Below are 15,889 nucleotides of genomic sequence, written 5' to 3' on the forward strand. Positions count from 1 at the left end.
TGTTAGGAGGCCATTACAATGTTTGAAGATTTTCGCAACAAAACACAGCAGGAGGATGGGATGATATTCCCGTCTAACATCTATCGTAAAATTGTTTTACAGCCAGCTTATGATGAAGCTAAGAAAAACTTTTTAACAATTATGCTACAAGTTAATATCGCTCATTTAAAAATGCTAGAAGAACAAGGACTTGTGACAGCAGATGAAGCAAAACAAATTGGGATTGCTCTAAAAAAATTAGACTTAAATTATTATCGTTTAGAGGATTACAACCCCCAATATGAAGATTTATTTTTCCGTATTGAAAATAAATTAATCGAGCTTGCTGGTGATGTTGCTGGAAATCTTCATATTGGAAGAAGCCGTAATGATATGGGCATCGCCATCTATCGCATGACACTGAGAAAAAAATTATTATTATTAATGCACGAATTGCTGAAATTACGTGATGATCTTATTGCTGCTGCAGAGGAGCATATTGATACGATTATGATTGGCTATACGCATACGCAGCAGGCTCAGCCAACAACCTTTGCTCATTATTTAAAGGCTGTTATCGACCAGCTTGAGCGTGATTTTGAACGGATGCAACATGCCTACAAAACAGTTAACCGCAGTAGTATGGGTGCTGCTGCTTTAACAACAACAGGCTTTAATATTAGCAGAGAGCGTATGCGTGATTTGCTAGCGTTCGATGATATTATTGAAAATGCATGGGATGCTGTAGCAGGTGCAGATTATATTGCAGAAACAGCTAGTATTGTACAGCTCGCTGCACTAAACCTCGGTCGTACATCTCAGGATTTCTTATTATGGGCTACTCAGGAATTTAATGCTTTTACACTAGCAAGTCCTTATGTACAAATAAGCTCGATTATGCCTCAAAAGCGTAATCCAGTGTCAATAGAGCATACACGTTCGCTGTTATCCGCCGTTGTGGGTGATGCAAATACTGTATTACAAATGGTGCATAATACACCGTTCGGGGATATTGTAGATACGGAGGATGATATGCAGCCTTATTTATGGCGTGCTATTGACCGTCTAATCGGTATTTATAAGCTATTTGGCTCTCTTGTTGTCACAATGGATGTAAATAAGAAAAAATTAAGGGATCGTGCAGAAAATAGCTTTGCCAATGTTACCGAGCTTGCTGATACATTAGTGCGCTCAGAGGGGATTTCATTCCGCCAAGCACATAGCATTGTTAGTAAATGTATTAAAGTTTTACTCGCTCATGGTGAGGAGTCGCTTGCAAGCCTTACATGGGGACTGGCAAATACACAATCTAAATTGATTACAGGCAAGGAATTGAAGCTTTCGGAAGAGGACTTTTATAAAATTTTAAAACCAGAATCTTTTGTCGGTGTTCGAACAGTATTAGGTGGCCCTGCCCCAGCCACAATGAAGGCAACCCTTGAGCGCTCGAAATTAAATACGCACCATCTTTATGAATGGATTCGTTTAAAGGAAAACGCCATTATCGAAGCTGAAAAGCAATTAACAACATTTATCGAGGAATGGAATCAATGACAAAATGGCTGTTGATAATTGATGGTGGTGCAACAAAAACAGCGTGTGCCGTTGTAGATGCTGATTCTGGTGCTATTCAATATACAACATCAACTAGGGGCTCTAATTATCAAGCAATTGGTGTTGAAGCAGCTACAGCAATATTACAAGAGCTTTTAGCAACCGTCGAAGCCTTTTTGCAAAAGCATTCCTCTAAGCATATTGCTGTGGCTACCTTTGCATTAGCGGGGATTGACTCCCCAAAAGATCATAAAATGGTAACAGCAATCGTTCAAAAGGCATTATCTGCTACACAGCTACATATTGATACCCTTATTATTGAAAACGATGCCGAAGCTACCCTATTAGGTGTCACAGCTGGACAAGCAGGAGCTTTACTAATTGCTGGGACAGGAGCCATTGCCTATGCCTACGATGGCAACCAAATTGTCCGTGCAGGAGGCTGGGGGCATCGAGCTGGTGATGAGGGTAGCGGGTATTGGTTAGGGCAGGAGGTCATACGAGCCATTTTTAAAATGGAGGATGGTCGTGGCAAGCCAACTATTTTAAAGGATGCTGTCTATCATGCCCTCGGTATTCAAGATGTAACAGAGCTTGCCGCATGGCTATTTCATCCTTCTTATACAAATGCACAGCTTGCTAAAATGGGTGCCTTTGTTGCAGAGGCAGTAGTACAAAATGATAGCTGTGCGATTGAAATATCACAGCAAGCAGCTTATGAATTGGCACTGCTAGCAAATGCCGTTTTGAAAAAAATTGATTATCAAAGTGGACCCTTCACACTTTATTGTAATGGTGGTGCTATCAAACATAACCCATTGATTTTCAAAACATTTACAGCCCAAATAACATCTATGTATCCGCATATTACTATCGCTTTATGCCAACATCAGCCGATCACTTATTTAATTGAACGTACAAAAAGGGCATATGGCTGTTAACCAGTCATGCCCTTTTCTGTTGCTTATAGTGCCATTTTCTTTAATTCATTTGTTGTAAAATAAAGATAGCCATCCTTTACAAATAAATCCTTTGTATCTTCCCTATTTAGTAGCTGCTCCCCACTTCCATCAGGACGAATCTTCGTTAAGTATGCCCCTTTAGAATAATTACTAAAATAGAGCCAACCATCCGAGTAAACAATATATTGCGCACGTGAATTTGTAACACGCTTTGTATCGCCTGTTTTCATATTAAGTACATATAATTTATTATCATCAGCAATATTACTAAAAAATAACTGATCGCCAACTTGTGCAGGGAAATCAATATCATGGTAATAGCTATAAAGGGTGCTTGTTGCTTTTGGGTAATCCTCAGCAATCCATGTATGGTCTTTTGCCATTGTACGATCATCCACTAAAAAGTATTGATAGCGAATTGCCCCTTTACGATCTGGCACTGGATCATTCCATGTTGTATCGAGATGATACCACTCACCATCTAGCTTTACTAAATTCCACGCATGTCCCTCCTGACCAACATAGCCGACAATATATTTTGTTTCAATGCCTAGCTTTTGCAGCATTGTATGTGCAAGTAAGGCGTAGCCCTGACATACACCGCCACGCTCCGCAAGAACTGTATAGGCACTATGTGGGCTAGCATTTGTTTGCTCTGTATAAACTGTATTTGCAACGATATAGTCGTTAACTGCTCGCACTTTTTCTACATCTGTTATTGCATTATTTGCGATTTTTTCGATAATCTCCTGAGCATTCATCTCCACATAGGCAGCCTGCTCTGGCGTCATTAAATAGCTTTGCTCTCCAAAAATGGTTGCCTGATTCCGCCCATACTCGAAACGAATAGCATGTTTACTAATATGACCGTATACATAATCATCACGTTTAATGGCATCGTTATAAGCCTCTTCCACTATTTGCTCGATTCGTTGCGTATTGCCCTTATACTGAATTTCAAATGTAGGTGAAAAGCTACTGTAGTATGCATACATTGCATCAGCCATTTCCTTGACATTTGTCACAACTAGCTTTGTTTCTGGTTTCTGAACTGGTGGAGCTGTAGGGGCTACCTCTGCTTGATGCACATCTTCTATTGGTGTAGCTGTTTCGATAGAGGCTTTATCTGATAGTTTAGCAGTAACATCTATAATTTTATCCTTTGTTGACACAAGCATTGTTTCGATCTCATCATTATTTACCCATGTCTTCACTTGTTGAACAACCGTCTTCCCAACTGTATAAATAGGGTCGATAAAAATAATGATCATCACGATAATCGCTAACTTCTTCCACAAACTCCTCACCTCCAGTTGTCTTTCTTTCATTATATACAAAAAAAGCATAAAGAACTCACTCTCAAGCCCTTTTATGCTTCTTATATATTATAGATTCAGTGTTGCCTTACTTCATTCAAGAAAATATTATCGACTTTTCACCACTAAATTAACAGCTTCCTGTATAGCTTCATTCATTTTTTCACCATCGCCTTCAGCATTTTGTACACACTCCAATAGGTTTGTGCTAACAATTACACCGACTGTACGATCTACAGCAGAGCGGACAGCTGATAGCTGGGTAATAACTGCCTTACAGTCCTTTCCCTCCTCCATCATCTTTAAAATACCACGTAGCTGCCCCTCCATCCGCTTCACACGATTTTTCACTTGGTCTGAGTATTCCATAAGCTTTGCTCCTTTTATTTATACTGCACTATATTCTTGGTTTTAAATAATTCATTAGCATTTTCGTAATAATGGTTCCTGCATTTGTAACTTCATCATATTGGATAATTGTATTTTTCTTTATACGTAGCTGTCCAATCTCTACCTCAAAGATAGGACACTTTCTTTTAAGTGCAGCAATAAGCATATTTGTATCATAATCATAGCGTTCACCTTTTACTTTTATCAACCAAGGCAACTCATTAATCGAAATATAACGTAAACCAGTTTGTGTATCCATTAATTTTCGATGGTACAGTAGTTCAAAAAGCAATGTTGTTGCACGGTTTCCCCAATAGGAAAAAAATGTACTATCAGTGGAGTGAAAATTACGAACACCTAGCACAATTCCTTCTGAAAATACCTTTGTCATTGTTAAGACAAGCTTAACATCTTGTAATGTATGCTGACCATGTGCTCCTACAGTAAGAACACCTTGAAACATCTTTCTATGTCCCTGTATATAAGCAAACGCTGTCTTCAGTGCACCACCCTTTCCAATATTGAAATCGTGATGAAGGACTTGGCAGCCATCTATTTGTTTTAACTCATCAAAAATACCTTTATATTTTGCATCACTGCCATCATCCACAATAATAATTTGTGTAATCGTTGTTGTTAATAACTGATGGACAAAAGTAATAAGTGACTGTTGTGGATTATATGCTGGAATAATAGCTGCAATATTTTTCATTTTTCTCCTCCACCTATAGGCTGACAGGTTGTATGCATTTTCCTTATATCAAATAGTATCATGTAATACTAACAATTCAACTGATGAATACCATGAAAACATATCAATAAAATGGCGATTTTTCCGATATATGAAGGAAGAACATTTGATGAAAGAGGTGATTGTTATCGTTATACATAATGAAGTGCTACAAAAGCAATATCAAAAGTTACAGCAACTATCCTTTACAACATTAGCTAAAAATTTTCGGGAGGCTAGTATGCTTGCTGCTACAAATCCAGCGCTATCCTTGCAAAAATCTCTCCTTGTACTAGCGGACATTTTATATGAGGTCTATCGCTTGGAGATGCATACAAAGCCGAAATTAAAAAATGTTCGAACGCTGCTCAATAATCGAAGCTTTATTACACAAATTCATCCACGTCGTATTTATTTATTGATGAACCTTGTATATAAAATGACCAATAGTAATAGCAATGAGCTTGTAGAAGCAAAGGCTGCAAAAATTGTGCTTGATTATAATAGTGATATTGTAGAATGGTTTATTAAGCGATATGACCGAAAATTTCAATCAACTCGCCAAACCGCTCTCGCTAAAGAGGCAGTTGCTCTTTTCAATGACACGCTACAGCAAGAGGAATCTATAGAGGCTTATCAACATGCAGCAAGCTGGTTTGAGGTTGCTGCACAAAATGGCGATGCTAGCGCTCAATATAATTTAGGTGTTTTATATAATCATGGGCGTGGTGTGCAAAAAGATTATGCACTCGCTAAAATGTGGTATGAACGAGCAGCAGCGCAAAATGATGCAAATGCTTATTATAGCCTTGGTGTGCTTTATCATCTAGGTCAAGGTATAACACAAGATTATCAGAAGGCAGCACACTATTATCAAATTGCTGCGGATTTAGGCAATGCAGATGCACAATACAACCTTGGTGTACTTTATAACCAAGGGCTTGGTATGGCGCAAAACTTTCAGGAAGCGGCAAAATGGTACTCATTAGCTGCCAATCAAGGGAATACAAGCGCTCAAAATAATCTTGGCTTTCTCTATCATAATGGGACAGGTGTTAAGCAAAGCTATGAAGAAGCGATTGCTTATTTTGAAATGGCTGCATTAGCAGGAGATGCTAGTGCCCAATACAATTTAGGCTATATGTACCTTAAGGGGCGTGGTATTTCGCAAAATTTTGAAGAGGCAGCAAAATGGTTTCATATAGCTGCATTGCAGGACCATACAAATGCAGAGTTTCAGCTAGCCATGCTCTATAATACGGGGCAAGGCATTGAGCAGGACGGGCAAGAAGCCATTAAGTGGTTTAAGCTTGCCGCACATAAAGGGCATCTAAATGCTCAATATTGCCTTGGGCTACTGTATCAAAAAGAGCAAAATTTTGCCACAGCAGAGAGATGGCTATTATTAGCTGCGGAGCAAGGGCATATTAGTGCAGGCTTTGAGCTTGGACGCCTCTATGCTTATCAGCTACAGCAGCCCAAAAAAGCACTATCATACTTAAAGGCTGCGGCTGAAAAGGGTTATGCAGATGCACAATATGAGCTTGGGCTATTACTAACAGCAGGAACGGATATTCCTGTAAATTATACGGAAGCGGCAAAATGGTGGAGAGCGGCAACCGATCAATCACATATTCAGGCGGAGTATCAATTAGGGCTATTGTATGAGCAAGGATTAGGGGTTGCTCTAGACCTTGAGGAGGCACGTAGATGCTATCGGTTAGCTGCGATTCAGGGACATGCAGGTGCACAATATCAGCTTGGTAATTTATTTGATAAAGGAAAGGGCGTTGAGCAGGATTACACGGAGGCAGCAAAATGGATTGAACAGGCTGCAGCAAAGGGGCATGCAAAGGCTCAATATCAATTAGCTCAAATGCACATTCATGGACAAGGTGTACCAAAGGATTTTGCAAGAGCTGCCCAGCTCTATCGACTTGCGGCCAATCAAGGGCATCAAAAGGCACAGTATCAGCTTGGTATGCTTTACAAAAAGGGACTTGGTGTCGCACAAGACTATCAAGAAGCAACAATGTGGTTAAAAAGATCACTCGAAAATATGGAATAAAGTAAACCCTCGATCAGTGGCATTTTCTTCACCTCTGCTAATCAAAACGCCCATATCACAAACTAGCCTATGATATGGGCGTTGTTATTATTTTCGAATCATAAATGTGACAACAATAAATAAAGCAAAGCTAATTAACAATGTAGTGCCACCTATAATAAAGAATACTAACGTAAAGGTGTCGTCTAAATGAAACGGGTTCATTGTATAAAACCACATTCCCACTGTTAAACCAAAAACACCGAGAATCGCTGTCCAGCCATGAATCATTATTAATTTTGGCGATTTTACTTGGAAAACACGATAAAAAATACCCCACGCAAACATAGTCAACCAGCCAACAAGTAAAATATGTGCATGGATTGGTCGATATTCATAGCTACCTGAGCCTGACATATGTGTTCCTAAGTATGTGCCAATGAACGCAAAAATCGCTGCTAACCGAATAAGACGTATACTCCATTTTTGTTCCATACGATAACTCCTTCTAAGCGTATTTAACTTAATAAGGAGTTTATCGTGTGAATATAAACTTTATATGAACTTCTTATAACAGTTTAGGCAAATGAATAGTAACCTTTGTGCCAGCATTTATAGCACTTTCCATTTGTATAGTGCCACCATGCAGCTCAATAATTTGCTTTACAATCGCTAATCCCAGCCCTGTGCCCTGCCTCGTTCTAGAAGTATCTGCACGGTAAAAACGTTCATATACTTTTGATAATTGCTCAGATGTCATTCCAATACCATTATCCTCGATAAAAATATCAATAGAGTTTGTATTCTCCAGCAGGCGGATATCGATCTGCCCATGCTCTTTATTATATTTGATAGCATTTGTTAGCAAATTATCCCAAACATTTTGGAGCAGCTCTGCATCTCCCTTATATATTATTTGTTCCATTTTGTAACTAAGCTGGAGCTGTGCCTCTTCAATCTGCCAACGATATTTTCTTATCGTTTCTTTTAGCTGCTCATCCAAGCGATAGGGCTGTTGTGTCATTATTCTTGTGGATTGATCGAGTGATGTTAGTAATAATAATTGCTTTGTTAATGTAGATAGACGTTTTGTTTCAAGCTCAATAATTGTTGCATACTCCTGCCGTTCCTGCTCTAATAATTGTGGATTTTTCAGGAGATCAACATAGCCTTGAATATTTAGCAATGGCGACTGAAAATCATGTGATACATTGCTAATAAACTCCTTTCGTATACGATCATTTTCCTGTAATTTTTCAGTCATAATCGTAAAGCTCGTTGCTAATTGACCTATTTCATCTGCCCGCTCAATATCAAGTGCTGTATCAAACTTTTCATGTGCAAGCTGATGTGTTGCAGCCGTTAGCTTTGTAATTGGTCGAATCAATGCTCTTGCAAACAATAGCATCGCAAGTAGGCTCAATATTGTCATCACTAAAATTAACCCAGCAAGTATTGTATGCACTTCTGAAAATAATAGTCGAATATCTGGTCGAATAAATAATGCATAGGATTGATCATTATAACGAAAGGGTACACCAATTGTATTAATAAGCTCATTCGCAAAAAAGCCTGTTACAAAGGTTTCTTTTGGAAAGTCCCGCATACCATGATAGATTTCTCCACCTAATACATCCTCAATAACCGACTGTGGCAATGTTTTATCACGATATTGCCCACCAAAAAAGCGTGCTTCATCACCAGTTGTTACATAAATTTGATAGCCAATATCGCCAAGTGTTGCTAAATAATTATCTAAATCCTGTGGTTTAGCCGTTTCAATATAGTTGACAATATCCTGTGCGATTTTTACATTTTTCGCATCGTTTTTAGCTTTTACTACTTGATGATAATAAGTATTTGTCGCTAAAAAGCCAATACCCATACTACCAACCATTACAAGCATCGTTATAATAACAAATTTTCCATATAACGTTTTCATCTAGTTTCCTCTAACTTATAGCCAACGCCTCGCACTGTTGTAATGGTAACAGCTGTCTGATAGCGATTTAATCGTTCACGAATTCGTTTAATATGTGTAGTCAATGTTTGCTCATCTCCGTCATAGTCATAGCCCCATATTTGTTCCATAATATAGCTGCGTGTAAATACCTGATTCGGACGTGAAGCCAGTAATGCTAGTAATTCAAATTCCTTTAGAGGCAATAGAAGCGTATCTTCCCCAATCCCAACCTCAAAGCTTCGGCGATCAATGATAAGGTTCCCTACCTGAGTGGTTGCTTGATTGCTTTTATCCAACCTGCGTAGTATAGCCGCTATACGAAATAATAACTCTTTTGGTTCAAACGGCTTGACAACATAATCATCTGAGCCTGCCAAAAAGCCCCGCTCCTTATCGGCTAATGCACCCTTTGCTGTTAATAATAAAACGGAAATATCATATTGCTGTGTTAATATCTCTGTTAATGTAAAACCGTCCATTCCTGGCATCATCACATCAACTACAGCTAAATCAGGTACATTTTCCTCCAATAATGCCAATGCCTGCTGCCCATTTTTTGCACAAAGCACCTGATAGCCCTCTTTTGTTAAATAAATTGTTACAAGCTGTAAAATATGCACATCATCATCAACAACAAGTATTTTCATTAGCCTGCCCCCGTTCAATCAAAATAAAAAATCCGCTCACTTGGAACGAATTTTTATTAGTAGTTATGACTATTTTATAATGAAAAAATGGAAATCAACAGTAATAAGATAAATGGCAAGCCAATCACAATATAACCTCTAGGGTTAGCAAGGTTCATTGTCCAGCCGATACCAAAGCGTTTTTCCACAAAAACAGATGGGTCATGGCGATTCATATAAATTAAACCGCCCTTCCAATAGCGGTCTTCATCGACATCCATTACTTGTGAATCAATACTTTCCTTATAGTGTACTTTATGCTTATGTTTTTTCATTGCATACACTACTAGTGAGCCAAGCACAACAACTAAAAATAAAATAAACAGTGGTAAAAGTTTATAGCCCTCAATTATAGAAGGATAAATATTGCTTAACTGCAACACCGTCAATAAAATTGTTAAAGCATAGCTTACCAATAGAAGATTCCAACTTATATATTTACGTGTCTTTAGTTGATCCTCCAATGATTCCTCCTTGCGATTCACTGCTAGCTTAATGGCAGATCGTTTAATGGAATCTGCAATTCCCCACATCATGCATTGCATCAACAGCATAAGTATCGGCAATGACATAGCTGTGAAGTATGTTTTAGCTTTCCAAGCATCTGCTTCCCCATTTGGTCCCCAGTGCACCGCTATATTTGCTGGCATTTGATCATAATACAGCACCGTATAAATCATTAAAAATATAGGGATGGCTAGAGGCACAGCAAAAAATGACCATGGTAGCATTTCATCGCGACTACGTGCTGTTAAGTCAACTGCTCGCACCTGCTTAATATGCAGCCCCCACTGTTCCTGCTTTTTCAGCGCAGATACCTTTTGATAATTCACCCAGTATAGCAGCATGCTTACGATTAACATACCAAATAAGCAGCCAAGGAGAACAAGGCTTTGCATGGATTCAGATGGAGCTAGCATTTTATAACTAATAACCATGATAATGAACAAGAAAAAACCTGCACTTCCTACAATTTGAGTATAACGCTTTTTCATCTTAGCTAAAGTAGAATGTTTAATATTTTGCTCTGGCACTGTTACGCCAAAAACAATCGTTTCCCGGACAATAAATGGCACAATGATTTGCAAAATTAACGTTATGATGTAGATTATACTAAAAACACCAAGTAACATTTTGCTACACTCCCTCTGCTGGTATTTGTAAATCAGCAAACACCTTTTTCATCATGTGCTCAATTTGTTCTGCTGTTGCGCCAAGCACCATACCTTCTGCCACAACAGGCTTTAAATTCTTTTCAATTTGTCGCAATTGTTCAGGCGTTAAAGCTCTTTCCTCTGTAGAGCGTACAATTGCTCCCGATTTGGCCCGTATGGTAATAATACCTTTTGCCTCCAATTCATGATAGCTCTTATTGACTGTATGCATATTCACCCCTAAATCAGCAGCTAAACTTCGCACAGAAGGTAAAGTATCACCTGGTTTCATTTCTCCCCTTGCAATTCCTTCAATAATTTGACGTGTCACCTGCTCATAGATCGGTACATCAGAATTTGGCTCTATTTGAATAAACATTGTTATCAACTCCATTTTTGTTATATAAATAGTATAACAAAAATAAATAGCATTGAAAAATAAAAAATCCGCATAGACATACAGTCATGCAGATTTCCATACAAAAAAATGCCTTACTAGCTCCCCATCTAAGCTAGCAAGACATCTTTCCCCCTTTAAATCTCTTACATTTTATAAATAGACCCCTTTGATAACTCGTGCTCATTTCTTTAAATAAAGTGGAATAGGAAAGTTTGATTAAGATAGTAGATTTATTGTTTATGCTAATTTTTCATATCCTGGGAGCGTCAAGAATTCCGCAAATTCATCTTGTTCAATTAAAGATTTAAACAATTCAGCAGCTTCCTCATAGCGACCATTGTTATAGGCTTGTTCCCCAACAGCCTCTTTAATTTTCACAAGCTCCTCCTCCAAGATTTCTAATACAAATGCTAATGTAATACCACGACCATCCTCTAAAATACCTTTTGGATGTCGAATCCATTGCCATACTTGTGTACGAGAAATTTCTGCTGTCGCAGCATCCTCCATCAAATTATTAATTGGCGCAGCACCATTACCACGAAGCCATGAAGCAATATATTGGACACCAACACTACAGTTAATGCGAAGACCTTCAAGTGTAATTGTTCCCTCTGGCACAGCTACTAAATCTTCTGCTGTAACATGTACATCCTCACGCTTTTTATGAATTTGATTCGGTGTTGGCATAATAGCATCAAATTGCTCCATTGCTGTTGCAACCATACCTGGATGTGCTACCCATGTACCATCGTGCCCCTCTGTTGCCTCACGACGTTTGTCCTCTGCAACCTTTGCAAATGCTATAGCATTCGCCTCATCATCGTTTTTAACAGGAATTTGCGCAGCCATACCGCCCATTGCTGGCGCATTACGCTTATGACATGTTTGTATACATAATGATGTATATGCCTTCATAAATGGCACCGTCATCGTTACTTGCCCACGGTCTGGCAAAATAACATCAGGTTGATTGCGTAGACGCTTAATATAACTGAAAATATAATCCCAACGGCCACAATTTAGCCCTGCTGAATGCTCTCGAAGCTCATATAAAATCTCATCCATTTCAAATGCTGCTAAAATTGTTTCAATTAAGACTGTTGCCTTAATTGTGCCTTGTGGAATACCAATATAGTCTTGAGCAAATACAAAGACATCATTCCATAGACGTGCTTCTAAATGACTTTCAAGCTTTGGTAGGTAGAAATAAGGTCCTGTTCCTTGTGCCAATGCATTTTTAGCATTATGGAATAGATATAAGCCAAAATCAAAGAAGCTCCCAGAAATCGGCTCTCCATCAACAAGTACATGCTTCTCTAATAAATGTAACCCTCTAGGACGCACTAAAAGTACAGCCGTTTTATCATTTAACTTGTACGTTTTGCCATTGGATTGTTGTGTAAATTCAATCGTCTTATTAATAGCATCACGCATATTAATTTGACCACCAATCATATTTTCCCATGTTGGCGATGAAGCATCCTCAAAGCAAGCCATAAACATTTTAGCCCCAGAGTTTAATGCATTAATAACCATTTTGCGGTCAACTGGTCCTGTAATTTCAACACGACGATCTTGCAAGTCTGCTGGTAGTGGAGCAATTGTCCAATCACCCTCACGAATATGCTTTGTTTCAGGTAAGAAATCAAGCTTCTCTCCTGCATCAAGTCGCTTTTGTCGTTCTTGACGAGCCTCTAATAGCTCTTTGCGACGAGCATCAAATTTTTCATGCAAAGCAAGAATAAACTCAAGAGCTTCAGGTGTTAAAATTTCATTTGTTTGCTCATTTTGTTCTCCAATAATTTTAAGCTTACCTGTTGTTGCTTGTTCCATTAGCTGCTTACCCACCTTTGCGATTGTAATTTTGTCACCTCTGCTTTAGGAGGAGCAGAGGTGACTACTCTATGATTATGAATTTAGGAGTATACGTATTTTATAAAAGCTTAAACAAACTGTTCTGTTTCTGTAGAACCTGCCATTGCCGTTGTAGAAGAAGTACCGCCAGAGATTACTTGAGAGATTTCATCAAAGTATCCAGTACCTACTTCACGTTGGTGGCGTGTAGCTGTATAGCCTTTTGATTCAGAAGCAAATTCCGCTTGCTGTAGCTTAGAGTATGCAGCCATACCATTATCTTTATAGTCATATGCAAGCTCAAACATAGAATGGTTAAGTGCATGGAAGCCTGCTAATGTAACGAATTGGAATTTATATCCTAGTTTACCAAGCTCGCGTTGATACTCAGCAATTTCCTCCTCTGAAAGATTTGCTTTCCAGTTGAATGAAGGCGAGCAGTTATAGGCAAGCATTTTACCTGGGAACTCTGCATGAATAGCCTCAGCAAATTCACGAGCTTCCTCAAGTGATGGCTTAGAAGTTTCGCACCAAATTAAATCTGCATATGGCGCGTAAGCTAAACCACGAGCAATCGCTTGTTTGATACCTGCTTTTGTACGGAAGAAGCCTTCAGGAGTACGTTCGCCAGTAATGAACTCAGCATCACGTGGGTCAATATCTGATGTAACCATATCCGCAGCATCAGCATCTGTACGAGCGATTAAAATTGTATCTACACCCAGAACATCTGTTGCTAGTCGAGCAGCAATTAAGTTACGCACTGCATTTTGCGTTGGCAGTAAAACTTTACCTCCTAAGTGACCACATTTCTTCTCAGAAGCTAATTGGTCCTCTAGGTGAACGCCAGCTGCTCCAGCCTCAATCATACCTTTCACAAGCTCGAATACATTTAATGGACCACCAAAGCCCGCCTCCGCATCTGCTACAATTGGTGCGAACCAATCGAATTCATCTACTCGTCCTTCAGCGTAATCGATTTGATCTGCACGTTGAAGCGCTTGATTAATTCGTTTTACTACTGCTGGTACAGAGTTTGCTGGATATAACGATTGGTCAGGATACATTTGCCCTGAAAGGTTTGCATCTGCCGCTACTTGCCAACCTGATAGATAGATAGCTTTTAATCCCGCTTTGACCTGTTGCACTGCCTGATTACCTGTTAATGCCCCCAATGCATTAATAAATGGCTCCTCATGTAGTGAATTCCAAAGTCGAGTAGCACCTCTTTGTGCTAATGTCTGCTCAATAACAACAGAACCTTGTAGTTTAACAACTTCCTCTGCTGAATATGTGCGTTCAATACCAGCCCAACGTGGGTTTTCAGCCCATTCTTTTTCTAAAGCTTCGATTCTTTCTTGACGAGTTGACATATTAAAATTCCACCTTCCCCTTTGTGTACAATATACTCTGTTAAAAAACTTTTAATTTACTGTTCCATAACAGGTTTATTTGTTGTAAATTAATATATAACAGAATATTTAAATTTTCATTATTTTTTGATAAAAGACCAAATTTCAAAGATGAAACTGCCTTTTCTAACGATGAAATTTGGAAGACTGTTTACAAACAAGGGGGATATTCACAATGAATAATAAGTTAGATTCGTTCACAAAAGATATTTCACAACAATATATTACGATGTTGAGGGATTGGATTCCTGCAAATTCATCCGTAGCTATTGCTGTTAATAATATGTATGTTTATTTTCATTCAAGCCATCAAAATATCCACTTAGAAGTGGGGCAACCGGTATTACCAGGCAGTATTGCAGAGCAGGTGCTACAAACACGTCAAAAGACAGAAGCTATTTTAGATAATTCTTTATTTGATACACCCTATTATGGCATTGGTTATCCAATTAGCCTGCAAAATCAACCTGCAGCATTAGTAATTGTTTTACCTCCATCCTTTTCTATAAAAAAGACAGAGCCATTTCAATTTTTAACAGGGAAGCAAGAGGAAGAATGGAATCCTATAGCGATCAATAAAATATCTCATATAGAAAGCCTGCAGAAAAAAACGTGGTTTTATGTAGATAGTGAGCAATTTAAAACAAATATTACACTCAAGGAACTACAAACAAGGTTACCCTCCTATTTTATTCGTATTCATAGATCATATATTGTAAATATTCATTTTATCAAAAAGATGGCACGCGATCTCACATCCAATTTTATCGTTACATTAGTTGATGGAAGTGAACTACCAGTCAGCCAATCTTATCTTAATAACCTTAGAAATGCTCTGGAATTTTAAATAATAAAAAAATAAGGCTAGAACACGTAAAATCCACATATATAAATAGAAAACCCAAACTACGATGAAACATTAAAAATGAGCATTTCATCATATAGTTTGGGTTTGTCATTGTTTGAAATTTTAGTCGGTAATATAAAATGCTCTTATTAGTACATGCAAAAGCATTTGTTGAACTATGTACTTAGTTGATAAAATGCCCCTCGTTCAATTAGTTACCCTTGTACTTGTATGTAATAGTTGGATTTTGGCTACCGAATCATGTAAGTAGCATTAGTTGAATTTTAAAAAATGAAGGGAAATATGTATTTGTATAAGAAGAAGTTTATTATATAAGGTTGGTTAGTTAGTGAACATAAAGCAAAAAGGCATTTATTGCGATTTCGCATGGAATGTTCAAATAGCATATGCTGTATGAATGTAGAGGACATGCGAGCTGTCTATTCTATAATAAAAAAACAGCAGTCAGCTAAATGCTAACTGCTTTTCTATATAGGTTGCCTAGCGATGTCCTACTCTCACAGGGGGAAGCCCCCAACTACCATCGGCGCGAAAGAGCTTAACTTCCGTGTTCGGGATGGGAACGGGTGTG

General features: G+C 38.4%; 14 protein-coding genes and 1 rRNA gene. 4 read left to right on the top strand and 11 right to left on the bottom strand.

Annotation, left to right across the window (positions count from 1 at the left end; all coding sequences use genetic code 11):
* The first annotated feature begins 18 nt into the window (after positions 1 to 18).
* Together argH and ACIQVU_RS11965 are read left to right on the top strand one after the other, a co-directional pair.
* The gene (gene argH / locus ACIQVU_RS11960) at positions 19 to 1,533 is read left to right on the top strand and encodes an argininosuccinate lyase (protein ID WP_340803882.1); all 1,515 of its coding nucleotides are present in this window, start codon (positions 19 to 21) and stop codon (positions 1,531 to 1,533) included.
* Complete coding sequence (locus tag ACIQVU_RS11965; protein WP_340803881.1) at positions 1,530 to 2,474, top strand: N-acetylglucosamine kinase; 945 nt, start codon at positions 1,530 to 1,532, stop codon at positions 2,472 to 2,474. The genes argH and ACIQVU_RS11965 overlap by 4 nt, the downstream gene beginning before the upstream one ends.
* A gap of 23 nt (positions 2,475 to 2,497) precedes the next feature.
* Here the strand turns inward: ACIQVU_RS11965 and ACIQVU_RS11970 are convergent, their stop codons facing one another.
* The 3 genes from ACIQVU_RS11970 to ACIQVU_RS11980 all read right to left on the bottom strand — a co-directional run bounded on the left by ACIQVU_RS11970 (position 2,498) and on the right by ACIQVU_RS11980 (position 4,913).
* Complete coding sequence (locus tag ACIQVU_RS11970; RefSeq protein WP_402895682.1) at positions 2,498 to 3,793, bottom strand: transglutaminase domain-containing protein; 1,296 nt, start codon at positions 3,791 to 3,793, stop codon at positions 2,498 to 2,500.
* A 126-nt stretch (positions 3,794 to 3,919) separates the two neighbouring features.
* Positions 3,920 to 4,180, bottom strand: coding sequence for a metal-sensitive transcriptional regulator (locus tag ACIQVU_RS11975; RefSeq protein ID WP_053993550.1), 261 nt, complete (start codon positions 4,178 to 4,180; stop codon positions 3,920 to 3,922).
* Between the two features lie 28 nt (positions 4,181 to 4,208).
* Entirely contained in the window at positions 4,209 to 4,913 is a 705-nt protein-coding gene (locus tag ACIQVU_RS11980) for a glycosyltransferase (protein ID WP_402895687.1), read from the bottom strand.
* Between the two features lie 148 nt (positions 4,914 to 5,061).
* Here ACIQVU_RS11980 and ACIQVU_RS11985 point away from each other — a divergent pair, with 148 nt between their 5' ends.
* Positions 5,062 to 6,999: an SEL1-like repeat protein gene (locus tag ACIQVU_RS11985; protein ID WP_402895690.1), complete on the top strand. Its 1,938-nt coding sequence runs from the start codon at positions 5,062 to 5,064 to the stop codon at positions 6,997 to 6,999.
* Positions 7,000 to 7,086: 87 nt separating this feature from the next.
* Here ACIQVU_RS11985 and ACIQVU_RS11990 read toward each other — a convergent pair whose 3' ends face one another.
* From ACIQVU_RS11990 to aceA, 7 genes are all read right to left on the bottom strand, one after another.
* Positions 7,087 to 7,473: a hypothetical protein gene (locus ACIQVU_RS11990; RefSeq protein WP_340803878.1), complete on the bottom strand. Its 387-nt coding sequence runs from the start codon at positions 7,471 to 7,473 to the stop codon at positions 7,087 to 7,089.
* A gap of 73 nt (positions 7,474 to 7,546) precedes the next feature.
* Positions 7,547 to 8,920 carry a sensor histidine kinase gene (locus ACIQVU_RS11995; protein ID WP_402895692.1) on the bottom strand — a complete coding sequence of 458 codons (1,374 nt, stop codon included), beginning with the start codon at positions 8,918 to 8,920 and terminating at the stop codon, positions 7,547 to 7,549.
* Positions 8,917 to 9,588, bottom strand: a complete 672-nt coding sequence (locus ACIQVU_RS12000; protein ID WP_340803875.1) for a response regulator transcription factor — start codon at positions 9,586 to 9,588, stop codon at positions 8,917 to 8,919. The genes ACIQVU_RS11995 and ACIQVU_RS12000 overlap by 4 nt, the downstream gene beginning before the upstream one ends.
* A 74-nt stretch (positions 9,589 to 9,662) precedes the next feature.
* A complete protein-coding gene (locus ACIQVU_RS12005) occupies positions 9,663 to 10,760 on the bottom strand; it encodes a DUF1648 domain-containing protein (protein WP_402895695.1) in 1,098 nt (365 codons plus the stop codon).
* A gap of 4 nt (positions 10,761 to 10,764) precedes the next feature.
* Positions 10,765 to 11,160, bottom strand: a complete 396-nt coding sequence (locus ACIQVU_RS12010) for a GntR family transcriptional regulator (RefSeq protein ID WP_340803873.1) — start codon at positions 11,158 to 11,160, stop codon at positions 10,765 to 10,767.
* A gap of 258 nt (positions 11,161 to 11,418) precedes the next feature.
* On the bottom strand, positions 11,419 to 13,017 hold the full coding sequence (gene aceB / locus ACIQVU_RS12015) for a malate synthase A (RefSeq protein WP_340803872.1): 1,599 nt from the start codon (positions 13,015 to 13,017) through the stop codon (positions 11,419 to 11,421).
* Between the two features lie 110 nt (positions 13,018 to 13,127).
* Positions 13,128 to 14,411 (bottom strand): isocitrate lyase, encoded by a 1,284-nt coding sequence (gene aceA, locus ACIQVU_RS12020; RefSeq protein ID WP_340803871.1) that lies wholly within the window; start codon positions 14,409 to 14,411, stop codon positions 13,128 to 13,130.
* A 214-nt stretch (positions 14,412 to 14,625) separates the two neighbouring features.
* Here aceA and ACIQVU_RS12025 point away from each other — a divergent pair, with 214 nt between their 5' ends.
* Positions 14,626 to 15,297, top strand: coding sequence for a LytTR family DNA-binding domain-containing protein (locus ACIQVU_RS12025; RefSeq protein ID WP_340803870.1), 672 nt, complete (start codon positions 14,626 to 14,628; stop codon positions 15,295 to 15,297).
* A 499-nt stretch (positions 15,298 to 15,796) separates the two neighbouring features.
* Here ACIQVU_RS12025 and rrf read toward each other — a convergent pair.
* Positions 15,797 to 15,889 (bottom strand): 5S ribosomal RNA (gene rrf, locus ACIQVU_RS12030); the annotation flags it as partial.

The sequence above is a fragment of the Lysinibacillus sp. NPDC098008 genome (assembly GCF_044760715.1).
Classification (GTDB): domain Bacteria; phylum Bacillota; class Bacilli; order Bacillales_A; family Planococcaceae; genus Lysinibacillus.

Excerpts from the sequence above, each read along its gene's own strand:
- argH (WP_340803882.1), top strand. The coding sequence starts at position 19 with ATGTTTGAAGATTTTCGCAACAAAACACAGCAGGAGGATGGGATGATA.
- ACIQVU_RS11965 (WP_340803881.1), top strand. The coding sequence starts at position 1,530 with ATGACAAAATGGCTGTTGATAATTGATGGTGGTGCAACAAAAACAGCG.
- ACIQVU_RS11975 (WP_053993550.1), bottom strand. The coding sequence starts at position 4,180 with ATGGAATACTCAGACCAAGTGAAAAATCGTGTGAAGCGGATGGAGGGG.
- ACIQVU_RS11980 (WP_402895687.1), bottom strand. The coding sequence starts at position 4,913 with ATGAAAAATATTGCAGCTATTATTCCAGCATATAATCCACAACAGTCA.
- ACIQVU_RS11985 (WP_402895690.1), top strand. The coding sequence starts at position 5,062 with ATGAAAGAGGTGATTGTTATCGTTATACATAATGAAGTGCTACAAAAG.
- ACIQVU_RS11990 (WP_340803878.1), bottom strand. The coding sequence starts at position 7,473 with ATGGAACAAAAATGGAGTATACGTCTTATTCGGTTAGCAGCGATTTTT.
- ACIQVU_RS11995 (WP_402895692.1), bottom strand. The coding sequence starts at position 8,920 with ATGAAAACGTTATATGGAAAATTTGTTATTATAACGATGCTTGTAATG.
- ACIQVU_RS12000 (WP_340803875.1), bottom strand. The coding sequence starts at position 9,588 with ATGAAAATACTTGTTGTTGATGATGATGTGCATATTTTACAGCTTGTA.
- ACIQVU_RS12005 (WP_402895695.1), bottom strand. The coding sequence starts at position 10,760 with ATGTTACTTGGTGTTTTTAGTATAATCTACATCATAACGTTAATTTTG.
- ACIQVU_RS12010 (WP_340803873.1), bottom strand. The coding sequence starts at position 11,160 with ATGTTTATTCAAATAGAGCCAAATTCTGATGTACCGATCTATGAGCAG.
- aceB (WP_340803872.1), bottom strand. The coding sequence starts at position 13,017 with ATGGAACAAGCAACAACAGGTAAGCTTAAAATTATTGGAGAACAAAAT.
- aceA (WP_340803871.1), bottom strand. The coding sequence starts at position 14,411 with ATGTCAACTCGTCAAGAAAGAATCGAAGCTTTAGAAAAAGAATGGGCT.
- ACIQVU_RS12025 (WP_340803870.1), top strand. The coding sequence starts at position 14,626 with ATGAATAATAAGTTAGATTCGTTCACAAAAGATATTTCACAACAATAT.